Annotated in this window: 18 protein-coding genes; 5 read left to right on the plus strand and 13 right to left on the minus strand. The window is 70.5% G+C overall.

Annotation, left to right across the window (positions count from 1 at the left end):
* Nucleotides 1-7 precede the first annotated feature (7 nt).
* Both OG943_RS10330 and OG943_RS10335 read left to right on the plus strand, forming a co-directional pair.
* Complete coding sequence (locus OG943_RS10330) at nt 8-1,462, plus strand: benzaldehyde dehydrogenase (RefSeq protein ID WP_328609498.1); 1,455 nt, start codon at nt 8-10, stop codon at nt 1,460-1,462.
* Between the two features lie 46 nt (nt 1,463-1,508).
* Nucleotides 1,509-2,705, plus strand: a complete 1,197-nt coding sequence (locus OG943_RS10335) for an MFS transporter (RefSeq protein ID WP_328609499.1) — start codon at nt 1,509-1,511, stop codon at nt 2,703-2,705.
* 17 nt (nt 2,706-2,722) lie between these two features.
* Here OG943_RS10335 and OG943_RS10340 read toward each other — a convergent pair whose 3' ends face one another.
* Together OG943_RS10340 and OG943_RS10345 are read right to left on the minus strand one after the other, a co-directional pair.
* Nucleotides 2,723-2,938 (minus strand): hypothetical protein, encoded by a 216-nt coding sequence (locus OG943_RS10340; protein ID WP_328609500.1) that lies wholly within the window; start codon nt 2,936-2,938, stop codon nt 2,723-2,725.
* A gap of 170 nt (nt 2,939-3,108) precedes the next feature.
* On the minus strand, nt 3,109-3,678 hold the full coding sequence (locus OG943_RS10345; protein WP_328609501.1) for a carboxymuconolactone decarboxylase family protein: 570 nt from the start codon (nt 3,676-3,678) through the stop codon (nt 3,109-3,111).
* Between the two features lie 357 nt (nt 3,679-4,035).
* On the opposite strand from OG943_RS10345, the gene OG943_RS10350 reads away from it, so the two are divergent.
* Nucleotides 4,036-5,373, plus strand: a complete 1,338-nt coding sequence (locus OG943_RS10350) for an alpha/beta hydrolase (protein WP_328609502.1) — start codon at nt 4,036-4,038, stop codon at nt 5,371-5,373.
* 416 nt (nt 5,374-5,789) lie between these two features.
* On the opposite strand, the gene OG943_RS10355 is transcribed toward OG943_RS10350, so the two are convergent.
* Nucleotides 5,790-7,046: an alpha/beta hydrolase family protein gene (locus tag OG943_RS10355; protein WP_328609503.1), complete on the minus strand. Its 1,257-nt coding sequence runs from the start codon at nt 7,044-7,046 to the stop codon at nt 5,790-5,792.
* 346 nt (nt 7,047-7,392) lie between these two features.
* Between OG943_RS10355 and OG943_RS10360 the strand changes: the two genes are divergently transcribed.
* Complete coding sequence (locus tag OG943_RS10360) at nt 7,393-10,029, plus strand: LuxR C-terminal-related transcriptional regulator (protein ID WP_328609504.1); 2,637 nt, start codon at nt 7,393-7,395, stop codon at nt 10,027-10,029.
* Here the strand turns inward: OG943_RS10360 and OG943_RS10365 are convergent.
* From OG943_RS10365 to OG943_RS10385, 5 genes are all read right to left on the minus strand, one after another.
* On the minus strand, nt 9,953-10,195 hold the full coding sequence (locus OG943_RS10365) for an MmyB family transcriptional regulator (RefSeq protein WP_328612041.1): 243 nt from the start codon (nt 10,193-10,195) through the stop codon (nt 9,953-9,955). The two genes, OG943_RS10360 and OG943_RS10365, sit on opposite strands and share 77 nt — an antisense overlap.
* Complete coding sequence (locus tag OG943_RS10370; RefSeq protein WP_328609505.1) at nt 10,196-11,356, minus strand: hypothetical protein; 1,161 nt, start codon at nt 11,354-11,356, stop codon at nt 10,196-10,198.
* Nucleotides 11,357-11,365: 9 nt separating this feature from the next.
* Nucleotides 11,366-12,835, minus strand: coding sequence for an FAD-dependent monooxygenase (locus OG943_RS10375; RefSeq protein WP_328609506.1), 1,470 nt, complete (start codon nt 12,833-12,835; stop codon nt 11,366-11,368).
* A gap of 6 nt (nt 12,836-12,841) precedes the next feature.
* Nucleotides 12,842-13,330 (minus strand): hypothetical protein, encoded by a 489-nt coding sequence (locus OG943_RS10380; protein WP_328609507.1) that lies wholly within the window; start codon nt 13,328-13,330, stop codon nt 12,842-12,844.
* A gap of 168 nt (nt 13,331-13,498) precedes the next feature.
* Nucleotides 13,499-13,984 carry a hypothetical protein gene (locus OG943_RS10385; protein ID WP_328609508.1) on the minus strand — a complete coding sequence of 162 codons (486 nt, stop codon included), beginning with the start codon at nt 13,982-13,984 and terminating at the stop codon, nt 13,499-13,501.
* Nucleotides 13,985-14,352: 368 nt separating this feature from the next.
* On the opposite strand from OG943_RS10385, the gene OG943_RS10390 reads away from it, so the two are divergent.
* Nucleotides 14,353-14,706, plus strand: a complete 354-nt coding sequence (locus OG943_RS10390; RefSeq protein WP_328609509.1) for an antibiotic biosynthesis monooxygenase — start codon at nt 14,353-14,355, stop codon at nt 14,704-14,706.
* A gap of 42 nt (nt 14,707-14,748) precedes the next feature.
* Here the strand turns inward: OG943_RS10390 and OG943_RS10395 are convergent, their stop codons facing one another.
* From OG943_RS10395 to OG943_RS10415, 5 genes are all read right to left on the minus strand, one after another.
* Entirely contained in the window at nt 14,749-17,418 is a 2,670-nt protein-coding gene (locus OG943_RS10395) for a LuxR C-terminal-related transcriptional regulator (RefSeq protein WP_328609510.1), read from the minus strand.
* 89 nt (nt 17,419-17,507) lie between these two features.
* Nucleotides 17,508-17,723 (minus strand): hypothetical protein, encoded by a 216-nt coding sequence (locus tag OG943_RS10400; RefSeq protein WP_328609511.1) that lies wholly within the window; start codon nt 17,721-17,723, stop codon nt 17,508-17,510.
* A gap of 155 nt (nt 17,724-17,878) precedes the next feature.
* Nucleotides 17,879-18,691, minus strand: coding sequence for a trimeric intracellular cation channel family protein (locus OG943_RS10405; protein ID WP_328609512.1), 813 nt, complete (start codon nt 18,689-18,691; stop codon nt 17,879-17,881).
* A 101-nt stretch (nt 18,692-18,792) separates the two neighbouring features.
* Nucleotides 18,793-20,394 (minus strand): GMC family oxidoreductase, encoded by a 1,602-nt coding sequence (locus OG943_RS10410; RefSeq protein WP_328609513.1) that lies wholly within the window; start codon nt 20,392-20,394, stop codon nt 18,793-18,795.
* 160 nt (nt 20,395-20,554) lie between these two features.
* Nucleotides 20,555-22,147: a GMC family oxidoreductase gene (locus tag OG943_RS10415; RefSeq protein ID WP_328609514.1), complete on the minus strand. Its 1,593-nt coding sequence runs from the start codon at nt 22,145-22,147 to the stop codon at nt 20,555-20,557.
* Nucleotides 22,148-22,227: the final 80 nt, after the last annotated feature.

Here is a 22,227-nt window from a genome sequence, read left to right on the forward strand (position 1 = left end):
GCCGAACATGCTGCTGGAACCGGAAACCTGGGCCGCCCGGATCTACTCCGGCGGGTGGCGGGCGGGCGGTGGCGGGGCCCGGGACGTCGTCGAACCCGCGACCGGCGCCACCCTCGGCCGGCTCGGCCTGGCCGACCCGGACGACGTGCGCCGGGCCGCCGCCACCGCGGCCGCCGCGCAACGCGGATGGGCGCGAACGCCGCCGTCCGAGCGGGCCGCCGTGCTCCGCCGCGCGGGCGGCCTGTGGGCCGCGCACCGGGCGGAGATCGAGGACTGGATCGTCCGGGAGTCCGGCTCGGTCCCGGCCAAGGCCGCCCTCGAGACCGGTATGGCGGCCGGGATCTGCCACGAGGCGGCCGCGCTGCCCACCCACCCGCAGGGCGAGGTGCTGGCCTCCGACGAACCACGCTGGTCGTTCGCGCGATCCCGCCCGGCCGGGGTGGTGTCGGTGATCGCGCCCTTCAACTTCCCGCTGATCCTCTCCATCCGGTCGGTCGCTCCGGCGCTCGCGCTCGGCAACGCCGTGCTGCTCAAGCCCGACCCGCGGACCGGGGTCTGCGGCGGCGTCGCGCTGGCGCGGATCTTCGAGGAAGCCGGGCTGCCCGAGGGCCTGCTGCACCTGCTGCCGGGCGGCGCGGACGTCGGGCAGGCGGCCATCGACGCGCCCGAAGTGCGGGTCATCTCGTTCACCGGCTCCACCGCGGTCGGCCGCCGGATCGGTGAGCGGGCCTCCCGGCTGCTCAAGCGCGTGCACCTGGAACTGGGCGGCAACAACGCATTGGTGGTGCTGCCGGGCGCGGACGTCGAGCGGGCCGCGAGCGCCGGCGCGTTCGGCTCGTTCGGCCACCAGGGGCAGATCTGCATGGCCACCGGCCGTCACCTCGTGCACGAGTCGGTCGCCGGCCCGTACCTCGACGCGCTGGCCGCCATCGCCCGCAAGCTGCCGGTCGGCGACCCCGCCACCCGGCCGGTCGCGCTCGGCCCGATCATCGACGGCAAGCAGCTCGACCACGTCGACCGGCTGGTGCGGGCCGGGGTCGCGGCGGGGGACCGGGTGCTCGCCGGTGGTGAGCCCGCCGCTCCCTATTACCCGCCCACCGTGCTCGCGTGTGGCGACGCCGGATCACCCGTCTGGCAGCAGGAGGTCTTCGGCCCGGTCGCCCCGGTGCTGACCTTCGGTGGCATCGACGAGGCGGCCCGCCTCGTCAACGACTCGCCCTACGGCCTGTCGGCCGGCATCCTCGGCGACGTCGGCACCGCGATGCGGCTGGCCGACGAACTCGACAGCGGCAAGGTCCACATCAACGAGCAGACCGTCGCCGACGAGCCGAACGTGCCCTTCGGCGGGGTCGGCGATTCCGGCAACGGCTCCCGATTCGGCGGCGCCCGTGCCAATATCGAGGCCTTCACCGAGACGCAATGGCTGACCGTCCGCTCCGAGATCGCCGCCTATCCGTTCTGACCCCGTCCCTTCGCTCCCCGTCACCTCACTCACTGTGGAGAGAGACATGCAGTTCGCCGGGAACCGCTTTTCCTGGGCCGCCGTGCTGTGCTGGCTCACCGTGCTGATCGAGGGCTTCGACCTGGTGGCCCTCGGCGCGACCAGCCTCGCGCTGCAGCACGCCGGGGGCCTGGAGTTCACCCCGTCCAGGCTGACCACGGTCGCCACGGTGTCACTGGTCGGGGTGGCCCTCGGCGCGGCGCTGGTCACGCCGCTGGCCGATCTGGTCGGGCGCCGCACCATCCTGATCGCCTCGGTCGCGTCCTTTTCCGCGTTCACCCTCGTGCTGCCGCTCTCGTCCGGCTTCGTGATGTTCGCGGCACTGCGCCTGCTGGCCGGGCTCGGGCTCGGTTCCTGCATGCCCACCGCGCTGGCGATGATGTCGGAGCACCGGCCGGCGCGGCGGCGGGCCCGGGCCAGCACCACCACCATGACCGGCTACCACTGCGGCGCCGTGCTGGCGTCCCTGCTCGCGCTGGCGGCCGGGAACACCTGGCAGATCCTGTTCTACGCCGGCGGGGCGGCCGGGCTGGTGCTCGCCGCGGTCATGTGGTGGAAGCTGCCCGAGACCGCGCCCGCCCGCCGGGACGCCGAAACCGAGCGGGTCACCGTGGTGGACCTGGTGCGGCCCCGGTTCCTGCGCACCACCCTGGCCGTCTGGGTGAGCACGTTCATGGGCCTGCTCCTGGTGTACGGCCTCAACACCTGGCTGCCGAGCCTGATGAAAACCGCGGGCTACGGCGTGTCGACGTCGATCACGCTGCTGTTCGTCCTCAACGCCGGTGGCATCGCGGGAATGCTGCTGGCCGGCTACGTCGGCGACGCCCGCGGCATCCGCCGGACCGCGCTGGCCTGGTTCGGGGTGGGCGCGGTCCTGCTGGCGGCGCTGAGCATCCGCATCCAGGTCAGCGTGGTGCTGAACCTGGTCATCTTCCTCACCGGTGTATTCGTGTTCTCGGCCCAGGTGCTGGTGTACGCCTACGTCGCACAGTCCTATCCGGACCGGATCCGCGGCGCCGCACTCGGCGTCACCTCCGGCGTGGGCCGCCTCGGGGCCATCACCGGCCCGCTGATCACCGGCGTCCTGGTCACCGCGGGCGTCGCTTATCCCTGGGGCTTCTACTTCTTCGCCCTCGCCGCGGTCCTCGGCCTCTTGGCCATGGCACTGGCTCCCCGCGGAACCGCCCCCGCGCCCGTCGCGTAGTCACCTCGGCCGGCGGGTCAGGACGGCGAGTACCACGTGGGGTTCGCCGGGTCGTGGGTGGCGGCGTCCTGATCGACCACGCCATCACATCCGCTGCCGGAGCCGCGAATGAAGGTGATTCCGTGGTCGTGCGCCTTCGTGATCAACTGCTTGATGCCGGTGATCAACTGGCCGGCGGTGGGCTGGGGGCTGGTCGAGCCGAGATCGTTGATCGGGTCGTCGGAGAAGATCACCCAGCGCACTCCGGATTGGCCGAGCACGTCACGGTCGAAGCGTTCAGCCGGGAGGCCAGCACGTCCGTCCAGCGATCGTTCGCGCCGGCGGTGGAGCCGATGCCGTCGGTGCCGCTGTCGCGGGCTTGCCCGGCGTCCAGCCGTCGAAGCCGATCCGGGCCAGGTGCGATTCACTGGTCGAGACCGGTGGCGTCGGAGGGGACGTCGTAGGCCATGAGCGTCAGGGACACGGCGGTGAACCAGCCCATCAGCGTGGTCACGTCGACGATGCCCGCGTCGCCGAGCAGGTCACGAGCACGGTGGTACAGCCCGAGCGGTACGTGGCGTGCCTCGGCCAGGGTGCACGCGAGTTCGTACACCACCTGCCGGCGAGGGTCGTCGAAGGCGGTGGGCAGGCCGGCGATCAGCGCCGCGGCCTGCTCCGGCGCCAGATGACCCTGTTCGACGCCGATCTTCTCGTGTTCGTAGTTCGCGTACGCCGCGCGCCAGTGGCCGTTGATGACGTTCGTGGCGATCTCGATCTCGGCCTTGGTCAGGGTCGAATCGGTCTGGTAATAGGCGCCGGTGGGCACGATCGTGCGCGACAGCCGGGGGTTGGCCAGCCAGATCTTGTGCGGCCCTGGCACCAGTCCGCGCACCTTCACGGTGAAGTCGAAGGCCTGCTTCATGTCCTCGGGCATCTCGGTCGTCGGCGTTTCGGTGAAACGCCCGAATGTCCCGAAATCGGCGTTCGAGGTCATTCCATCACTTCCTGCCTGTCGGGGCCGATCACGGCTGCGGGCCACCTTTCCGACGGCCGGGCTGATCGGTCAATCACCCTGTTGGTGTGATGCTGTGGCTTTACCGCTATTCCGTACGGCCGGCCGGCGCTGATGCCCGGAGGACGAATCACCCCGACTGAGCGATGCGCGGTCACCCTCGCCGGGCGGAGGCTGGAATCCACCTGGCCGCCGGATCGACCGACCGAAGGAATGTCCATGTCAGACGTTCGTCAACCACGACCCGACCATCAGGGCCGCGTGGGTGCGGGATCACCGGCAGAGAACCACGCGGCCGGGGTTTCCCGCTACTCCCGGCGCTCGTTGTTGCGTGCCGGGATGGTCGGAGGGAGCGCCGCGGCGGTGCTGGCCGCGTCCGGCGTTGTCGGCCCGGGTTCGGCCGCCGCCACTTCTTCGGCCACGCCTGCCCTGATGCAGAACCTGTTCACCGAGCCCGACCTCGACTTCGAGACGCTGTTCGCGTTCGGCAGCGCCGGATACGGGTGCGCCGAGTTCGGCGAGCTGGTGACGGTGGTCAACCAGGTCAACGCCGCGGGCGCGTCGTACCAGACCTACTACGACGCCTTTCTCGTGCTGGCCCAACGCATCGAGGCGCTGGCCGGCCACGAGCTGGCGGCCGGGCACACCGCCGGCGCGCGCAGCGCCTACCTGCGGGCCTCGACGTACTACGACATGTGCCTCTACTTCATCCTCGGCACCACCGCCCGCGCTCGGGAAGCCGATTCCTACGCGGCCGTGCAGCGCTGCTGGGACCGGGCCGCCCAGCTTTTCGGCACGCCGTTCGAGCGGGTCCGCATCCCCTACGGCAGCAGTTGGCTGCCGGGCTACCTGCTCAAACCGGACGACCGGCCGGTACGGCGGCCCACGATCATCCTCAACAACGGCCAGGACGCCCAAAGCGTCTCCCTCTATGCCATGGGCGGCGCGGACGCGATCGCGCGCGGCTACAACGCGTTGATCTTCGAAGGGCCGGGGCAGGGTTCGCTGCTGTTCGAACGGCAGATCCCGTTCCGGTCCGACTGGGAGAACGTGATCACACCGGTCGTGGACTACCTGCGGTCCCGGCGGGACGTGGACCCCCGGCGCATCGTGCTGAACGGGTCGAGCCTCGGCGGGGGACTGGTCCTGCGCGCGGCCGCGTTCGAGCACCGGCTGGCAGCGGTCGTCGCCGACCCGGCGATCTACAGCCTGTGGGGCTGCTGGCAGGCAGGCGAGCAGCCGATCACCTCGCTGTTCGCCAATGGCGCGAGCAAGGACCAGGTCAACGCGGCGTGGCAGCAGATCGTCCCGCATCTGGACGACGTCACCCGCTACAACCTCGCCAAGCGCACCGAGCCCTACGGCACGCAGTTCCTGAAGGCCGCCCGGGCCGGGCAGGTCCTGACCGACCTCTACGACCTGGGCACCACCCTGATGGAGTTCACCGTCGCGAAGGTCGTCGACAAGATCACCTCACCGACGCTGGTGACCATCTACGACAACGATGATCTGGTGAAGCCGCCCGCGCTGCAGGGTCAACTGGCCTACCAGCAGTTGCGGTGCGCCAAGCAGACACACACGTTCACCGCCGCGGAAGGAGCGGATCAGCACTGCGCGCCAATGGCACCGCACATCCGCAACCAGGTCGTCTACGACTGGCTGGACGGCGTCCTGTAACCGCGGAACTCCGCGAGCCCGGCAGGCGTGCGCGCTGGCCGGCCGCCCTCGAACGCAACCGCATCTTCGAGGGCGGCCGACGCCGCGGCCGATTTTCCGTTCGCACAAGGCGTTTCCGTGGCCGACTGGATCACCACCGCCATCGAGCCCTGGCTGCTGCGCGGAGCGAGCGACCGGCGATCCCGCCGACGTGGTGTCCGGCAAACTGACCGTGATCCGAAAGGCGTTGTCCCACACCGTCTCCCGCCGGGCCGCCACGGATCCGAACCTCCAGTACCTCGACGGCCGCACCCTTTATGGCGAGTCCGACCACACCGAGCTCACATCGCCCGCGACGCCGTCGGGCCGGGCGCCGCAGGGGAGGGCTCCACCAGGTCATCCAGTGAGGTCTCCATGGCGGGCAGGTGCCCGTGAGATCACTCGTTCTCGGCGAACACCTCGTCGAGGAAGTCGAATTCGATCTGGTTGGCCAGGCTGCGGTTGTTCACCGCACAGTGCGCCTCGCCGCCTTCGGACTCCTGGATGAACCGTTCGGCCTTCCGGCCGCGCAGGCGCTCGTAGAACCGGTGGCCGTCGCCGGACAGGTCGCCCTCTCCGGCGCCGCCGATGTTCAGCAGCGGACAGGTGATCTCGTCCTCCAAGCCCCAGAGATCGAATTCGCCCAGATAGTCGAGGTAGTCCTTGATCGGGCGGTCGAGCATGCCGAATCGCTCTCGCACATCGCCCAGGAGCAGCCGGGCCATGGGCGAGGACGCGTTGACCCGTGACTCGAGATCCGCGATCTCGCTGTACGGCTCATCGCCGTCGAGCCCGATCAGGCTGAGAATCGACGGCAGGAACGACGGTGTGAGCGAGCTGGTCACCGCCGCCTTGATCCGCTTCTCGAAGGCAACGGCTCGGGGGACGAACAGCCCACCCATGCTGTATCCGGTCAGGGAAAGGCGTTCCGGGTCGACATCGGCCCGGTTCAGGACATAGTCGACGACGTAGCGCAACTGAACGTGGGTGTCGGGCCGGAACGTCAGGTCAGGGTCGGAGTAGTACGCCCCGCGTTGCCCTGGGAGCTCGACGAGCAACGCGTTGTAGCCGCGTTGGACAGCCGCGGCGCCGGTGAAGAAGTACAGCTCTTCGGCGGTCATATCGCCGCCGCCGATGATGATCGCCGTGGCTCGCGGCTCCACCGCGGTGCTCGGCCTGAGGAAATAACCCGGGAGGGACTTGTGGTTCTCGTAGGGAACTTCGACGGTCTCGCACAGGATCCCGGACAGCTCCATCCCGCTCCGGAAACAGTGACGGTTCCTGTGCCACGCCGGTATCCGGGTCTCGTCGGCTCGTTCCAGGAAGAAGCCGGCCGAGCGCCAGTACGTCGAAGCGCGCAGGAATGCCTCGCTCGCGCTGACCCGGTGCCCGCCGGCGAGGCACTCCGTGGCGATTCCCTCCACCCGCCGAGCGGTTTCCGCCCACGCGTTGTACCACCCCTGGAGGTCACCGTCTTCGATCTTCGAGATCGTGCTGAAGCACTCGCCTACGGCCGAACCGCCGTTGTCCGCCGATCCCAGGGCCAAGGCCAGCTGGAAGTCGAAGTTCGACCGGAACCGGCCCGGCATTCCTGCCGTCGACATGAACACCGTCGTTTCCTGCTGGAACGTCGGCGTCGGGCTTTCTGTGGTCATCTTGAATCCTTTGGCCGTGAGCTGAAGGGCGGGCGGGTGAGCAGGTCACCGTGGCCGGCTGGGTGCGATGCGGCTCGATTGTCACCGGCGCCGGGGTGGCTCGTGATCACACGATTGGTGTGATCACACAACTCCAGGAGCTGCCGGGCGGTCGGGAATTCGCCGCATTTCGTCCGCGGAAATCCGCTGTCCGACCGGGATGACAGGATGCGAACCCGCGAAGGTGTGAACTCAAGGGCCGGAAGTCTGCACGGGGTGCTCACCCCGGTTGTTCCAGCTCACTGCTGTGTCGCGGCTTGTGGAAGTATTCCGGACTGTGGATCTTGGTGAAAGTGCGGGCGGCGGCGTGAGACGGGCCGCCTCCGGGCCCGGCGCGAGCGGTGTCGTCGTCCGTCCGGGGCTGTTCGCCCGGCTGGGCGGCCCGGCGCAGGTGGTGGTGATTTCCGCGCCGGCCGGCAGCGGCAAGACGGTGCTGCTGCGGTCCTGGATCGACGAAGCCGGCCTGGCCGAGCGCGCCGGGTGTGTGACGGTCGGGCCCGACGAGCGGGATCCGCGGCAGTTCTGGCTCGCCGTCGTGGGCGCGCTGCGGCGGACGGTCCCGGGTGCGGCCCTCCTGCAGCCGGTGACGGCGGCCCCGGACCTGGACGACGGGGCGATCGTGGAGCGGTTGCTGACGGATCTGGCAGCGCTGCGGGAGCCGGTCTGGCTGGTGCTTGACGACGTGCATGAGCTGGGTTCCGAGGCCTTGCCGCAGCTGGAGCTCCTGTTGATGCGCGCGCCGCGGGAGTTGCGGTTCGTGCTGGCCACTCGGCACGACCTGCGGCTGGGTCTGCATCGGCTGCGGTTGGAGGGCGAGCTGGCCGAGGTCCGCCCGGCCGATCTGCGGTTCAGCCCGGCCGAGGCCCGTGAGTTGTTCGACGCGGCCGGGGTGAAGCTGGCGGAGCCGGCCCTGGAGCTGCTCTACCAGCGGACCGAGGGCTGGGCGGCGGGGTTGCGGCTGGCGGCTTTGTCGGTGGTCGGGCACCCGGATCCGGAGCGGTTCGCGGCGGAGTTCTCCGGGAGCGAGCGGACGGTCGCCGAGTACCTGCTGGCCGAGGTGCTGGACCGGCAGGACGAGAAGGTGCGCCGGATGCTGCTGCGCACCAGCGTGTTGCAGCGGGTGAACGGGGCGCTGGCGGATCTGCTGACCGGGGACGGGGCCGGCGAGCGGGTGCTGCAGGACCTGGAGGAGGCCAACGCCTTCGTGGTGTCGATGGACGCGACCCGGTCGTGGTTTCGCTACCACCAGATGTTCGCCGGGCTGCTGGCGCTGGAGCTGCGGCGTACGGCGCCCGGCGAAGTCGCCGGCCTGCACCGGGCCGCCAGCGCCTGGTTCGCCCGGCACGGCCATACGGTGGAAGCGATCCGGCACGCCCAGGCGGCCGGGGACTGGGACCTCGCGGTCAGGTTGCTCGCCGATCACTGGCCCACCCTGCACCTGGACGGGCAGGACAGTGTCATCCACGAACTGCTGGCGGGGTTTCCCAGCGAGGTCAGCGCTGTCGACGCCCGGCTCTCGGTGCTGAACGCAGCGGACGAGCTGGCGCAGGGCTCGCTGGAGACAGCGGAACGATACCTGGGCCTCGCCGACCGGGAATCGATATCGGTGCCGGTCGACCAGGCCGGGCGGAACGAGTTGCTGCTCGGCGTCGTGCGGCTGCAGGCAGCCCATCAGCGCGGAGACCTGCCGGCCGTGGCTGAGCAGGTCCAGCGGCTGGAGGCGGCGGCCGCGGGCGGTGATCCCGCCGAACCGAGGTTCGGGCAGGTGCTGCGATCGCTGGCGCTGATCAGACTCGGCGGCACCGAGGTCTGGGCCGGCCGGCACCGTGAGGCGGTGCGGCATCTGGAGCAGGGCGTCGCACTGGCGCGCCGGATCCAGCGGCCGTTCCTGGAGTTCAGCGGCTTGGCCTCCCAGGCGGCGGCCGAGTCCTTCCAGTCGCTCGCGTTGGCGATCGACCGCGGCAAGCAGGCGATCGAGCTGGCCGAAGGACACGGCTGGAGCGACGAGCCGTCGGCCGGCACCGCCTCCCTGATCCTCGGCGTGGCGCTGACCTACCAGGGCCGCCTCGATGAGGCAGAACCGTGGATCCAGCGCGCCGAACGGACCATCCGGTCCGCGACCGATCCCGTGACCGGGCTGGTGGTCCAGCATGTCCGGGGGCTTCTCGAGCTGGGGCGCGGCCGGACGCGCGAGGCACTGGCCGCCTTCCGGGCCGCCGAGCAACCGGCCGGGCGCCTGGCCGGACCACACCTGCTCACGACCCGGCGCCGGGCGCTGGTGCCGGACGCACTCGTGCGCCTCGGCGAGATCGGGCGCGCCGAGCTGGCGATCGCCGAGTTCAGCGACGAAGAACGCGACAGCGGGGAAATTCGCATCACCACCGCGATGCTGCGGCTCGCGCAGGCGGACCCGAACGGGGCGATCGCGGTCCTTCCTCCGGTCCTGGACGGATCCGCGCCGCTGACCTGGCCGCACTGGTTGATTCAAGCGTTCCTGCTGGAGGCGCTGGCCCGGGATGCGCTCGGTGCCGGGAATGCCGCCGAACAGGCGCTGGAACATGCGCTGGACCTGGCCGAGCCCGACTTCGTGTTGTTGCCGTTCCTGCTGCACCCGGTCTCGGACCTGCTCGAGCGCCACGTCCCGCACCGTACCGCGCATGCGGCCCTGATCGCGGAGATCCAGAGCCTGCTCTCCGGACGCGAGTCCGTACCGGCTTCGGCCGGCCCGAGGCCGCTGCTCGAACCGCTGAGTGACAGCGAACGGCGCGTGCTTCGCTACCTGGCAACCAATCTGACCGCACCGGCGATTGCCGGCGAACTGTCGGTCTCGCACAACACCGTCAAAACCCACATGCGCAACCTCTACGTCAAGCTGGGTGCCCATCGCAGGTCCGAGGCGGTGGCTCAGGCCCGCGGTCTGGGCCTCCTCGCACCCGGACGCTGAACAGACGGCCCACCCTCGGGTGCCGCAGGGTTTCGCGGTCGGCGCGGCGGACCGCGACGTCGTGCTCCGCCCAGAGCCGGCGGAACTCGGCGCTCGCGGTCCGGCGAAGGAACGGCCGAGCGATCTTCGCGGGTGCCTGATGGAGATCGTGGCCTGGCCGGCCGATTCAGCTGTCGAGGTCGAGCAGCACGCGCCCGTATCGCTCACGGCTGGTGTCGGGTGTCAGGAGTTGATGTGTGCACGTGATTTCGACGTCCCGCCAGATGCGTTGCAGCGGGTTGCCCGTGGCGAATGCGCGCATACCGCTGACGTCCAAGGCCAGTCCGACAGCTGTGCGTACGCTGGTCGATATCACCCCGGCGTCCATCGCGATTCTCGACAGGGCGGCGGAGTCCGGGATTCTGCGGGCGCGCATCGCCGCGGTCACATCTCCTACGGCGCGGTCGGCGTGCAACCAGGCGCTGTCGACGAGGCTTGCGGCCGTCGCGATCTTCATCCGCGTCGCCGGCGAGCCTGCCGCCCGCGGGTCACCGGTTCCCGCGATGGCGCCACGTTCTCGGACGGTGTCCACGGCCTGCGCCACCGCGGCCTCGGCCATTCCCAAGAGGGGAGCGAACACTGTCGTGGCGCACAACGCCTCGACCGGTATGGCCGCGAACGGCTCATCCGGGCGCTGGGCGGTGTATCCGCCCACGGCGGCCTTGGCCATCGACACGATCCTGTCCTCGGCGACGAACACGTCGTCGACCTCGACGGTCTCACTTCCGGTTCCCCGCAACCCACTCACGGACCACGTCGGAACGATCCGTACGTCACGGACCGGGATCAAGGCGAGGGCCCGATCCGCTTCGAGCGGCACACCGAGCAGAACCCACTTCGCGTGCCGAATGCCCGACGCGGGCTGCCAGCGCCCGGACACGCGCCAACCGCCCCGGACCCGCCGGCTGGTGCCGTTCGCGCTGATGACGCTCGCGACCGCCGCCTTCGGATCACTGTCCCAGATCTGCGCTCGGACTTCGTCGCCCAGCAGCGACGCGATCGCCCCGCCGACGGACAGGATCATCGCCACCCAGGCGCTCGCACCGCAGCCGCGGCCCAGCGCGGCGAACACCGCGACCGAGGTAGCCAGCCCCCGGTCCGCGCCCGTCAGCCCGCCGGGTGCGAACAGGCTGAACATGCCCGCGTCGACCAGTGCGGCGAGGCTGCGCGGATCGAGGTCTCCGGCGCGTTCGGTGTCCGCGGCGCAGGTCGCGAGCAGCGGCGCCAGCTCCCGCGCGCGCCGGAGAACCGGCGGCACGGCCGGGTCAGGTCCGGCGGCGGACATCATGGACCCCCATCAGAACCTGACCCGTGCGTCCGCGATCGCGGCGGCGGCTTTCGCGTCGAGGCCGGCGCCGCGGTCACCGGCCCACCAGACATGGCCGTCGGGGCGCAGCATGATCGCGCCGACCTCGCTCCACCCATCGGCTGCCGGCGGTGCGGCGTGCTGGAGACGGACACCGGATGCGGCAGCTCGCCGCGCGGTCTCGGCCAGCGGCCGGTCGCCGAAGTTCAGCAACGCCGCGCGGCCGTCGTAGAGGTACTCGGCCATATCCGGAAACCGGGCTCCGGTCAGTGGATGCGCGCCGGGCGAGGCGGGCGGGTAGGCGACGTCCAGCGCGGTCAGCCTGACGGCCAGGGCACGGGAGAACGCGGGTTGCCGCGCGATCGTGTCCGACAGCCAGGCCCGCAGGGCCATGCCCTCGGCCGAGGTGGTGGTGATCAGCTCGGTCTGGGCGAGGGTGAGTTCCGACAGCGCCGTCCCGACCGGATGCCGCTCGAGGTGGTAGCTGTCCAACAGGTCATCCCCGGCGCGGCCCTGGAGGCAGGCCGCGAGCTTCCAGCCCAGGTTCATCGCGTCCTGGATGCCGACGTTCAGTCCCACGCCGCCGGCGGGGAAATGCATGTGCGCCGCGTCGCCGGCCACCAGGACACGGCCGGCGCGATACGTCGAAGCGACCCGCGTGGCGTTGCCGAAACGGGACAGCCACACCGGGTCCCGCATACCGAAATCGGTGCCGGTGACGCGCTCGGTGACCGCGCGCAGCTCCGCCATCGTCAGCTCGGCATCGGGCTCCTGATGAGCCGGGTCGAATCCGGTGACCCGGAACCGCCCGCCCGGTATCGGCGCGACGACCAGGGCGCCCTGCTCGGTGTGGTACGTGGTTCCGGGCTGGGCCGGTGGCCGGTCGAGGGTCACATCGCCGAGGAAGCCGTGATAATGGGCGTCGGAGCCGGGAAAGTCGATGCCCGAAGCCTTGCGCACGGTGCTTCCCGCGCCGTCGCAGCCGACCACGTAGGACGCGGTGTCGAGGTACGTGCCATCCGGTCCGTGGACCTCCAGCGTCACCGCCTCGCTGTTCTGGGACAGCGCCGTCACGGTGTGCCCGCGGTGGATCTCGACACCGAGGCCGGCCGCCCGCTGACTGAGCAGCGCCTCGGTGCGCGTCTGCGGAATGGCCAGCATGAACGGAAACGCGGTGTCCAGAGCCCGGAAGTCCAACCGGTGGGGCAGCATGCCGAAATGCCACGCGGGTACGCGCATGCCCTCGGCGAGGAACGGTTCTTCCGCGCCACGCATGGCCAGCACCTCGACGGTGCGCGGATGGAGGCCCAGCGCCTTGGAATGCCGGGTCGGCGTCCGGTTGCCCTCCAGCACTACTGCCGGGGTTCCGGCCAGCCGCAGCTCGCACGCCAGCCACAACCCCACCGGGCCGGCGCCGACGATGACGACCCGCCCGTTGTCCTGCACATCGTTCATCGGCATGCGAAATCACTCCTGGGGAAACAAGATCCGGCTTCCCGCGGTCATCGGGCCGGCCTCGGCCGGGCTGTCACTGTCTTCGAGCAAGCGGCCGATCTCCACCATCCGCGTAACGCGCCCGTCGTCGCCGGCCCGCCCGACCAGATGCGATTCGCCGGTCAGCAGGGATCCGTCCTTCATCTTCATCCGCACCACGACCCGTGCCGCGAACGCGCCGGCCGGGCCGCGATCGTCCTGGATCTCGTCGACGACCGCGATCGTGCCGCCGCTCATGGTCGAACGCAGCTCGAAAACATGCCGGAGGTAGCCCGGCCCGTCCAGCTCGCTGCCGTTGAGCCGCACCGTCGCCGCCGGATCCAGGAGGGCGTGGACCTCGCGGGCAAGCGTGTCATCGTCGGCGCTGAACGTGAGTTCGCCGAGCCGGACGAGCGGATTGATCCGTACCAAGCCCAAGCCTCGTTCCTTCCGCATATCGCGAGCAGACACCATCGTGACCACCGGTGCGTGCGATCCCAAGCCGGCCGCCGGCCGCAACACCGCGCGGCGGGCCGGCTGGCTCGAAGCGTGGCGATCGCCGGGGTGATCAGGCCATCGCCCAGTTCGGGTGAGGTCCAGGCGATGGCGAAGGTGCGTGGCAGGCGCCGGACGACACCGGACCTGGCTCGATCAGCTGCCCCTCCTCAGGTGAACACCCTGGAAAGGAATCGCCTCATGGATATGGGGGAGGAGAACACTTCCGTGCCCGCGCGGCCACCGCTGTTCCCCGGCTCCGATCGGGCCCGCCACGACCCACCCGAATATCCTCTGCCACGGGCGGCCGGCTGCCCGCTGGCTCCGCTTCCAGGGTTCGCCGCGCTGCAGGCCCCGCACGGCACCCCGGCCGTGCGCAAACGCGCGAGCCGGGTCCACACCTTCCTGAACATGGACGATCCCGAGCACTCCCGACAGCGCCGCATGGTGAACGCGCCTTTCACGTCCCGCCGCGTCGAGGCGATGCGGCCGGCGATCCAGCAGATCGTCGACGACGCGATCGAAGACCTGATCGCCCGCCTGAAGCCGGCTGACCTGGTCGAAGCCCTGGCTCTGCCGGCTCCTGGGCGTTCCCGTCGCCGACCAGGACTTCTTCCAGCGCTGCAGCCGAACGCTGGCCAACGGCGACACCGCCGACGAGACCCACCGGGAGACCCAGGCCGAGTTTCTCAGCTACCTCGACCAGCTGATCGACGAGAAGCTCGCCGTACCCGATGACGGCCTTCTGTCCCACCTCGACCGGCTCGAGGCCCTGCGCGAGAGCGACGATCCGACCTTCGTCGCGGCGACCGCCGAGGAGTTGTTCCGCTACGTCACCATTGTCGAGGGACGCCGCCGCGTCGCGCTGGAAGCCCGGGCCGCCCAGAAATTCACACGAACCACGCGATGTCCGCTCACCCCGGCCATCGCCAGTCTGACCGCGAGGCCGTCCGCCGTGCCGTGGACTCGGTGACGAAGCCTGGGCATTCTCCACCCGAGAGGACGAAGGCATGACGATTTTCCTGCGAGCGCGCGGCAAAGTCCAGGTTGAAAACGAACTGGAGTTCAGGGCACTGGCGTTCGCGTTGCAGGCCCTCGCGGCCGGCGAGAGCGGCACCCGTACCTATCGCTGGTTCTCCGAAGGATCCGGGACCTACGCCGTCCTGGAGGAGTACGCGGACGCCGCGGCCGCGCTCGCGCACAACCAACGGGCCGCCGGCCTCCTCGCCCGCCTGTCGGACACCGTCGACATCACGGAAATCGAGCTGTACGGCGAAATCGGCCCCGACCTGGAGGCGTATGCGGCGGGCCTCCCGCAGGCCAGCGTCTACCGGGAGCTGCTTGCTCCGCCGGCCACTGCCTGACGCCGCTGTTCTCAGCCGGCGGCTTCCCTTGTGCGCACGCGGTCAGTGCCGGCGTCCCGGAGGTGCGAGCAGGCCGAACGCGCGGGCCTGGGTGACGGCCTCGGCCCGGCGGTGCGTGCCGAGCTTGGCGTACAGGTTGCGCATGTGGGTTTTCACGGTGTTGCGCGAGATGGACAGTTGGTCGGCGATTTCCGGCGCGGTCAGGTTGGTCGGCAGGTAGCGCAGGATCCGCATTTCGCTCGCGCTCAGCGGTTCCGGGCCGCTGACCGGCGCGGTGAGTTCCCGCGCGGTCAGCCGAGCCCGGATTTCGGTGATCAGCGCGTAATGGGACGGACAGTGCCGCGAATGGCGGTTCAGGAGGTCCGGGACCGGGTTCAGCATGAACCAGAACAGCGCGCCGTCGCGCTCGGCGCGGTTCAACGCGTGCTCCAGGGCACGGTCGGCGGCGGCACCCTCGTTGAGGCTGTGCCGGGTCATGGCTTCCAGCAGATATGCCTGGGTAAGCAGGCCCGGAGCGATCAGCCGGGTGGCGCCGTGCAGGACCGGGGCGAGCTCGGCCGCGGCGGCGTCCGGGTCGCCTTGGGCGAGCCGCAGTGCCGCGGTGGCGATACGCGGCTCCCCGCGATCGCGGTCATCGCATTCGAGTAGCACTTTCTCTGCCTGCGCGGTATCGCCCAGCCGTAAGCAGGCCTGTAGCCGGAACGCACGGGTGATCGGCGCGATCAGGCTCGGCGTGGCGAGCGAGCCGGCCGGCCGCTCCGCGGCGTGAAGGGCCGTCAACGCGGCCTGGTTTCGACCGCGTCCCAGCTCGAGCAGCGCGCGACCGAACGAGAGCGCTGTCGCGACGATGGGCTGGGCCTCGGCGACGACGGTGCGTTCGGCGCGCTGGATCCAGGACTCCGCCTCGCCCAAGCGCCCCTGCAGCGCTCGTACGCAGCCGAGGACCACATAGGCCACACCGGCGGCCTGCTCGTCGGCCCAGCCGTGCAGCTCGGCCAGCCCGACTGCCTGCGCGCCGTGCTCGGCCGCCTGGTCGAACGAGGTCCAGAGTTCGCTCGCGGCCTGGTAGGCCAGGCTGCCGAACTCCAGGTAGGGACGCCCGACTCGCTGGGCCAGCGGCTGCGCCTGGTCGACGGGCTGCCCGGTCCCCGGCCCGGAGAGGTGAAGAAGGTGGGCCGACCAGTAGTCGGTGCTGTCGACGCAGATCTGCACCAGGGTGCGCAGGTCCGGGCCGAGGCCGGGCCCGAGGGCATCGTGCGCGGCGACTGTCGCCCGCAACCGGTGCGCCTGTTCGGACATGCGCGGCAGGTCGCCATGCTGGCGAGCGAGCACCAGGCCGGCGATTCCCAGTACGAGCCTCGCGTGGTCGCGCCGGCAGTCCGGCACCAGGGGGAGCCGTCGCCCGGCGATGGCCAGGTACTGATCCGCGATCTCGGCCGATCCCCGGACCAGTTCGTCGGCCGCGGCGACGGCGGCGAGTTCGGCGTCGGCCGTGCGTACCGCGGGCGGGAAACCGGTGAGCAGATCTCGCACGACCGTGTGGTGGCCATCCAAGTACAGCGTGGGCCAGTGATCGGCGAGCAGCCGGGCCGCCCGCGTCCAGTCCCGGGCGGCCTGGGCGTGCCGGATCGCCTCGACCGGGTAACCGTGGCCGGCGAACCAGGCACTCGCGGCCCGATGCAGCCCGGTGATCTGATCCGGCGCGGTACGGCGCAGCTCCAGCGCCAGCAGCTCGGCGAACAGCTGATGACAACGAAACCACGACCGGGTCCCGTCCAGCGCCACCACGAACGCGTTGGCGTCCGCCAGATCCTGTAACACCCGCTCCCCACCGGCGTCACCGGTCAGCAGATCCGCCAGCTCCCCGTTGACCCGCTCCACCACGCTCGTGCACAACAGCAATCGCCGAACCTGGTCGCTCTGCCGATCCAGCACCTCGGCCAGCAGGTACTCCGCCACCGTCCGCTCGCTGCCGGAGAACTCCGCCACGAACCGCGCCGGATCGGCATGGCCGGCCAACGACAACGCCGCCAAGCGCAGACCCGCGGCCCACCCCTCGGTCCGCTGGTGCAACAGCACCACCGTCTCCTCCGGCAGGTCCACACCCGCCGCGACCAGCAGCTCCCGCGCCTCGGCCACGCTGAACCGCAGATCGGCCGTGCGCAGCTCCGCCAGCTCACCCTCCAGCCGCAACCGATGCAGGCCCAGCCGCACATCATGTCGGGAAGCCACCACGAACCGCAGCCCCGCCGGCGCCCGCAGCATCAGCAACTCCAACTGCCGCAACGCATCCAGGCCCAGCTCGTGGACGTCGTCGACCACCAGCCACAACGGGCCGTCCAACGGCGCCAGGTCCGCGAGCAACCGCTCCACCACCGCCCACCCGTCCAGCTCCGGTGCCGCGCTCAGCTGCCCCACCAGCACCGAACCAGGACCCGTACGACGCAACGCGTCCAGCACCGACAACCAGAACCGCTGCGGCACCCGCTCATCACGCCGCACCGACACCCACGCCGTACGACCCGCCACACCCGCCTGGCCGGCCCACGACCGCAACAGCACCGACTTCCCGCTACCCGCCGAAGCCGACACCACCGTCACCCGGGCGGCCCCGCCGATGCGCGCCATCAACGCCGTGCGGGCCACCACTCCGCCGCCACGACGAGGAGCTGCCCGCTCGGCAACCGAGTCCCCGCCAGTGTCCGCGCCCATACCGACGATCATTCCACGACTCACGAGCTGCGCACGCCGCGCCCGTTCCCCGCTCGCGGCGCCCGCAGGCCTGGTCGGGTGGTGTTCTGTCAGGGCCGCGGCAGCCGGCGGACCTCGATCAGCTCCAGCCCCAGCGCCTCGACCTGTGCGAGCGCCCCGTACAAGGCCGCCTGGTCGGCGAACACACCCGACAGCACGGTGTGGTGCCCGCGCACCCGGGTCTGCAAGTCCGGGAACGCGCTGCGGATCGTGGCGCCCATATGGCCACCGACACTGATCTCATAGCCGACCATGCTCTCCGTCATTGCCGTCCCTCTCCTCGCACCGATGTCCGGTCAGTTTCGCCGGCAACCGCGTGACTGGTCGTCATCCAGTTGGTGTGATCGCACGCTTCCGCTACGTGACCGGACGTCGAAGTCTCGACGCGGACTCCATCTCCATCCCTGACGCCCTCGTCTGTTCACGGTCTCCTCTGGACACTGTGACGGCCGGCCGTCGGAGAGCGGGCGGGCCAAGGCGGGTTCACGCTGGGGCTGGGTGTTGTCACCCGAGGTACGGGCGCCGGAGCCGGCCGCGCACCGCTGACCGGCACGCGGGGGAGTTCCTGCGTGCGTTCGCCCGACCGGATTTCCGTGTCGTCGAAGGCCGGGTCCCGGGGTTGCCGGAGGACGCGGTGTGGCCGGCCCGCGGCGAGGTTCCAGTTCAGTTTGATGGCCAGCAGCCGTACGCCGAGCACCAGAACCACAACGGTCAGGGTCAACGGGGTTCGGGGCAGGTCCGCCTTCGTGCCCAGCGCCACGATGAGCCCGGCGCCCAACGCGGGCAGCGCGTAGACGCCCTGACGCAGCACCACCGGCGTTCGGCGCAGCAGCACGTCGACGATCATGCCGCCGCCGATTCCGTTGGTCATGCCGATGAGCGCGGCCGCGTAAAAGGGGGCTCCGTGCGCGGTCGCGGCGGACGCGCCGGTGTCGGCGAACATCGCCAGCCCGATCGCGTCGGCGATCTGGACGATGCCGGTCAGCCTTGCCGACCACCGCCGGCAGGAGAAGACCATGATCGCGGTAGCCGCGCAGGCGACGTAGTACCACCAGGTGAGCAGGCCGGCCGGCAAGTGGACACCGAGCAACAGGTCACGCAGGACGCCGCCGCCGATCGCGGTGATGGTGGCGGCCGTGACCACGCCGAAAAAGTCCAGTCCTGATTGGACGGCCTCCGAGGCGCCGGCGAAGGCGAACGCCAGAATGCCGGCTACTTCCAGAACGGTCAGCAATGTCCAGCCCTCCGTGGACGAAGAAGTGGACAACCGATGGCCGCTGTGCCTTTCCCCGTAACCGATCCTTTCGTCGAACAGCTGTGTCCCTTCGCCGCGGCTCACCCGTGGATGAGGCCCGCCGCCCGGTGCCCGATGACCACACAGGGGGCCATCGTGTTTCCGGAGGTGACGCGGGGCAGCACCGACGCGTCGGCGACGCGCAGGCCCTCGACGCCCCTGACCCGCAGCTCCGGATCGACGACAGACCCGGCGTCGACGCCCATCCGGGCCGTTCCGCACTGGTGCCAGAACGTCGAGGCCGCCGCGCGGATGTACGTCGCGATCTCGACGTCGGACACGGCCCCGGAAACCGCGCGCGAGCCCCGGTACGGGCGCATCGCCTCCGTGCCGGCGATCTGTTCGGCGAACCGGTAGGCCTCCACCGCATCGCGAAGGTCGTCAGGATCGTCGAAATAGCCGGTCTCGATCACCGGAGCACTCGCCGGGTCGGCACTGGCCAGGCGCACCGATCCGCGCGACCGCAGGCGCATGCCCAGCAGGAACGTGAACGCCGACTCCGGTACGCCGTACCGCGCCGCCGCCTCCGGGCTCATGAACGCACTCCCACCGGAGTACATGACGAACTTGGGCGAATCGACGCGCCCGTCCGTGCCCCAGAAACACACTGCCTGCGCGCGCGGCGGCGGTGGCAACTCCGCCGCACCGGCCTCCCACACGCACCCGACCAGCAGATGATCATCGAGATTGGCGCCCACCCCGGGCAGATCCGTACGCACGTCGATGCCCACCGACTCCAGGTGCCGGGCGGGACCGATGCCGGACTGCATGAGGATTTTCGGCGTCTGTACCGCGCCGAGGCTGAGCACGACCTCTCGGGTGGCGTGAAACCGGACGAGGCGGCCGTCGCGAACAGCCTCGACGCCCACTGCCCGGTTACCGTCGAACACGACCTTGGTGACCAGTGTGTTCGTGAGCACGGTCAGGTTGCGCTGCCCTCGCCGTGGCGCGACCAGCGCGCGATAGGGCGAAAGCCGGACGCCGTCCTCGATGATCTCGTCTCGGACCGCGCAACCGCTGCCCCTTTCGGCGAGTTCGCCGTTCGGGCTGTCAAACCGGTCGAGTCCGGCCGACTCCGCTCCCGCCAGCATCGCCGCGAAGAACGGGTGCAGCGGCTGGGCCGGCCGGATGTGCAGGGGGCCGCTCGTGCCTCGCCGCTTCGGATCCGGCTCGCCCCGCCAGGTTTCCAGCTCGCGATACACGTCCAGGACCGAGTCGTAGCCCCATCGCGGATCGGCGCAGTCACTGGCGAAGTCGTCCCAGTCGCGCCGATGGCCGCGCGACCAGACGCCGACATTGACACTCGAGCCGCCGCCGAGTCCTTTCCCCATCGAGTACAGCAGGCGCCGATCGGAGACCTGGGCGCTCGGCTCCGTGAGATATCCCCAGTCGCGTTCGCTGCCGAGGTTCTGGAACCACAGGTCCGGGTCGGACACCCGGTCATCGGCGTCGTCGGGGCCGGCCTCCAGCAGCAGCACCCGCAGGCCTTCGTCCGCCGCGAGCAGGCCGGTGAGCGTCGACCCGGCCGAACCCGCACCGCAGACGATCACGTCGAACTCACCGTCGGCGCCCGGCCCGAGCGGATCGGGGGCGTCCGTCGCGCCGGCCCGCTCCGCCGGCTCTGCCATGTTGTTCGCTGCCATGTAGCTGGCTCCTTGTCTGTCCCATACGGCCGGGCACCCTGGTGACCACGGGGCCCGGTCCGGGCCAGAATCCTGACAGTCCCGCGGATGAGCGGACCATCACCCGATCCGGATGATTCAGGTAGCCCGGCAGAACGACCGCTGGGGTGGGCGACCGGTCTTACCGGGCACCGGCTTCGCGTATCAGCTGCGCGGCTCGTTCGGCGATCATGATGGTGGGGGCGTGCGTGTTGGCCCGCGGGATGGCCGGCATCACCGAGGCGTCGGCGATGTGCAGGCCGAGGACACCGTTGACCTCCATGGTGGTGGAGTCGACGACCGCGGCGGAGTCGGTTCCCATCCGGCAGGTGCCGACCGGGTGCCACTCGCTGCCGCCACGGTCGCGGATGAAGGTGCCGAGCGATTCCTCGTCCCAGGCCGGCGGGTCGAGGGCCTGGCCACCGGTCGCGGCTTTGAGGGCGGGGCCCTGGAACAGCCGCCGCGCCAGCCGGAGCCCTTCGAGCAGATCCTCGCGGTCGGCCCGGGCGCGCAGGTATCCAGGGTCGACCAGCGGCGCATCCGTGGGATCCGCCGACGCGAGCCGCACCTCACCCCGGCTCGTGGGAGTCAGCAGGCTCACCGAACACGTCAGGGCCGGCTCGGGGTACGCCCGCCGATTGCTGTCCAGCGCGGTCAGGGCGAGGGTGAGCTGGATGTTCGGACCCGGAAGGTCCTCCCGGGTCCGGAGTTTCGCGGTTGCCTGCGTGAAAGAGGCGAGCGGCCCGCGGCGCAGGAGCTGGTAGGCGCGGGCGTCCGCGTCGCTTGTCGTGCTCCACAGTGGACTGCCGTCGACCACCGGCCACACGGTCGTGGCCAGTGGGTGGTCCTGGAGATCGGCGCCCACCGCCGGCAGGTCGTGGACGACGTCTATGCCGAGCTTCCGCAGGTGACTGGGCATCCCGATGCCGGACAGCATCAGCAGCTGCGGGGTCCGTATGGCGCCGGCGGCCACTACGATGGACCGCCGGGCGACGACTCGGCGCCTGACTCCTTGTGCGTCGACGCACTGCACGGCGGTGGCCCGGCCGCTTTCCACCACGATCGACGTCACCAGAGCCTTGGCGCGGATGGTGAGGTTCGGGCGCCCGGCCGCCGGCAGCAGGTATCCGTCCACGACGCTGTGCCGCGTACCGTCGTTGATGTTGGCTTGGAGCAGGCCGATGCCCTCACGATCGGCGCCGTTGAAGTCCTCCACGACCGGAAGCCCGATTTCGGCCCCGGCGGCGACGAAGCTCAGCGCAAGCGCGCTCGCGTCCCTGACGCGCGAGACCCGCATGGGTCCATCGAAACCGTGCCATTCGGCGTCGCCCAGGTCGTTGTGCTCGATCGCCCGGAAGACCGGTCGCACGTCCTTCCAGGCCCACCCGTGAGCTCCGCCCGCCTGCCAGGCGTCGTAGTCCGCGGGATAGCCGTGGAACCAGGCCATCCCGTTGATGCTGCTGCCACCGCCGAGGCCACGTCCTTGCGGAAGCGTCACGCGGCGGCCACCCAGCGCCGGCTGGGGGACGGACGTGTCACCCCACGAGGTCGGGCCGGTCCACAGCCGCATGGCCGCGCCCGGGGTGCGGGCTTCCGGCTCCAGCCCGGTCGTACTGCCCGCTTCCAGCAGCAGCACCCGGCAGCCGGCCTCCTCGCTGAGGCGCGCGGCCAGCACACATCCGGCCGCGCCCGCACCGACCACCACGACGTCGACCTCGTCCGGGAGATCACCCAAGGTCTGTTCCGGTGACAGAGCTCCCTGATGACGGCTCATGCCGGCCCGGTTCCCTCAGGAGCCGTCCACGTCGGGCTCCC

This window comes from Amycolatopsis sp. NBC_00345 (assembly GCF_036116635.1).
Taxonomy (GTDB): domain Bacteria; phylum Actinomycetota; class Actinomycetes; order Mycobacteriales; family Pseudonocardiaceae; genus Amycolatopsis.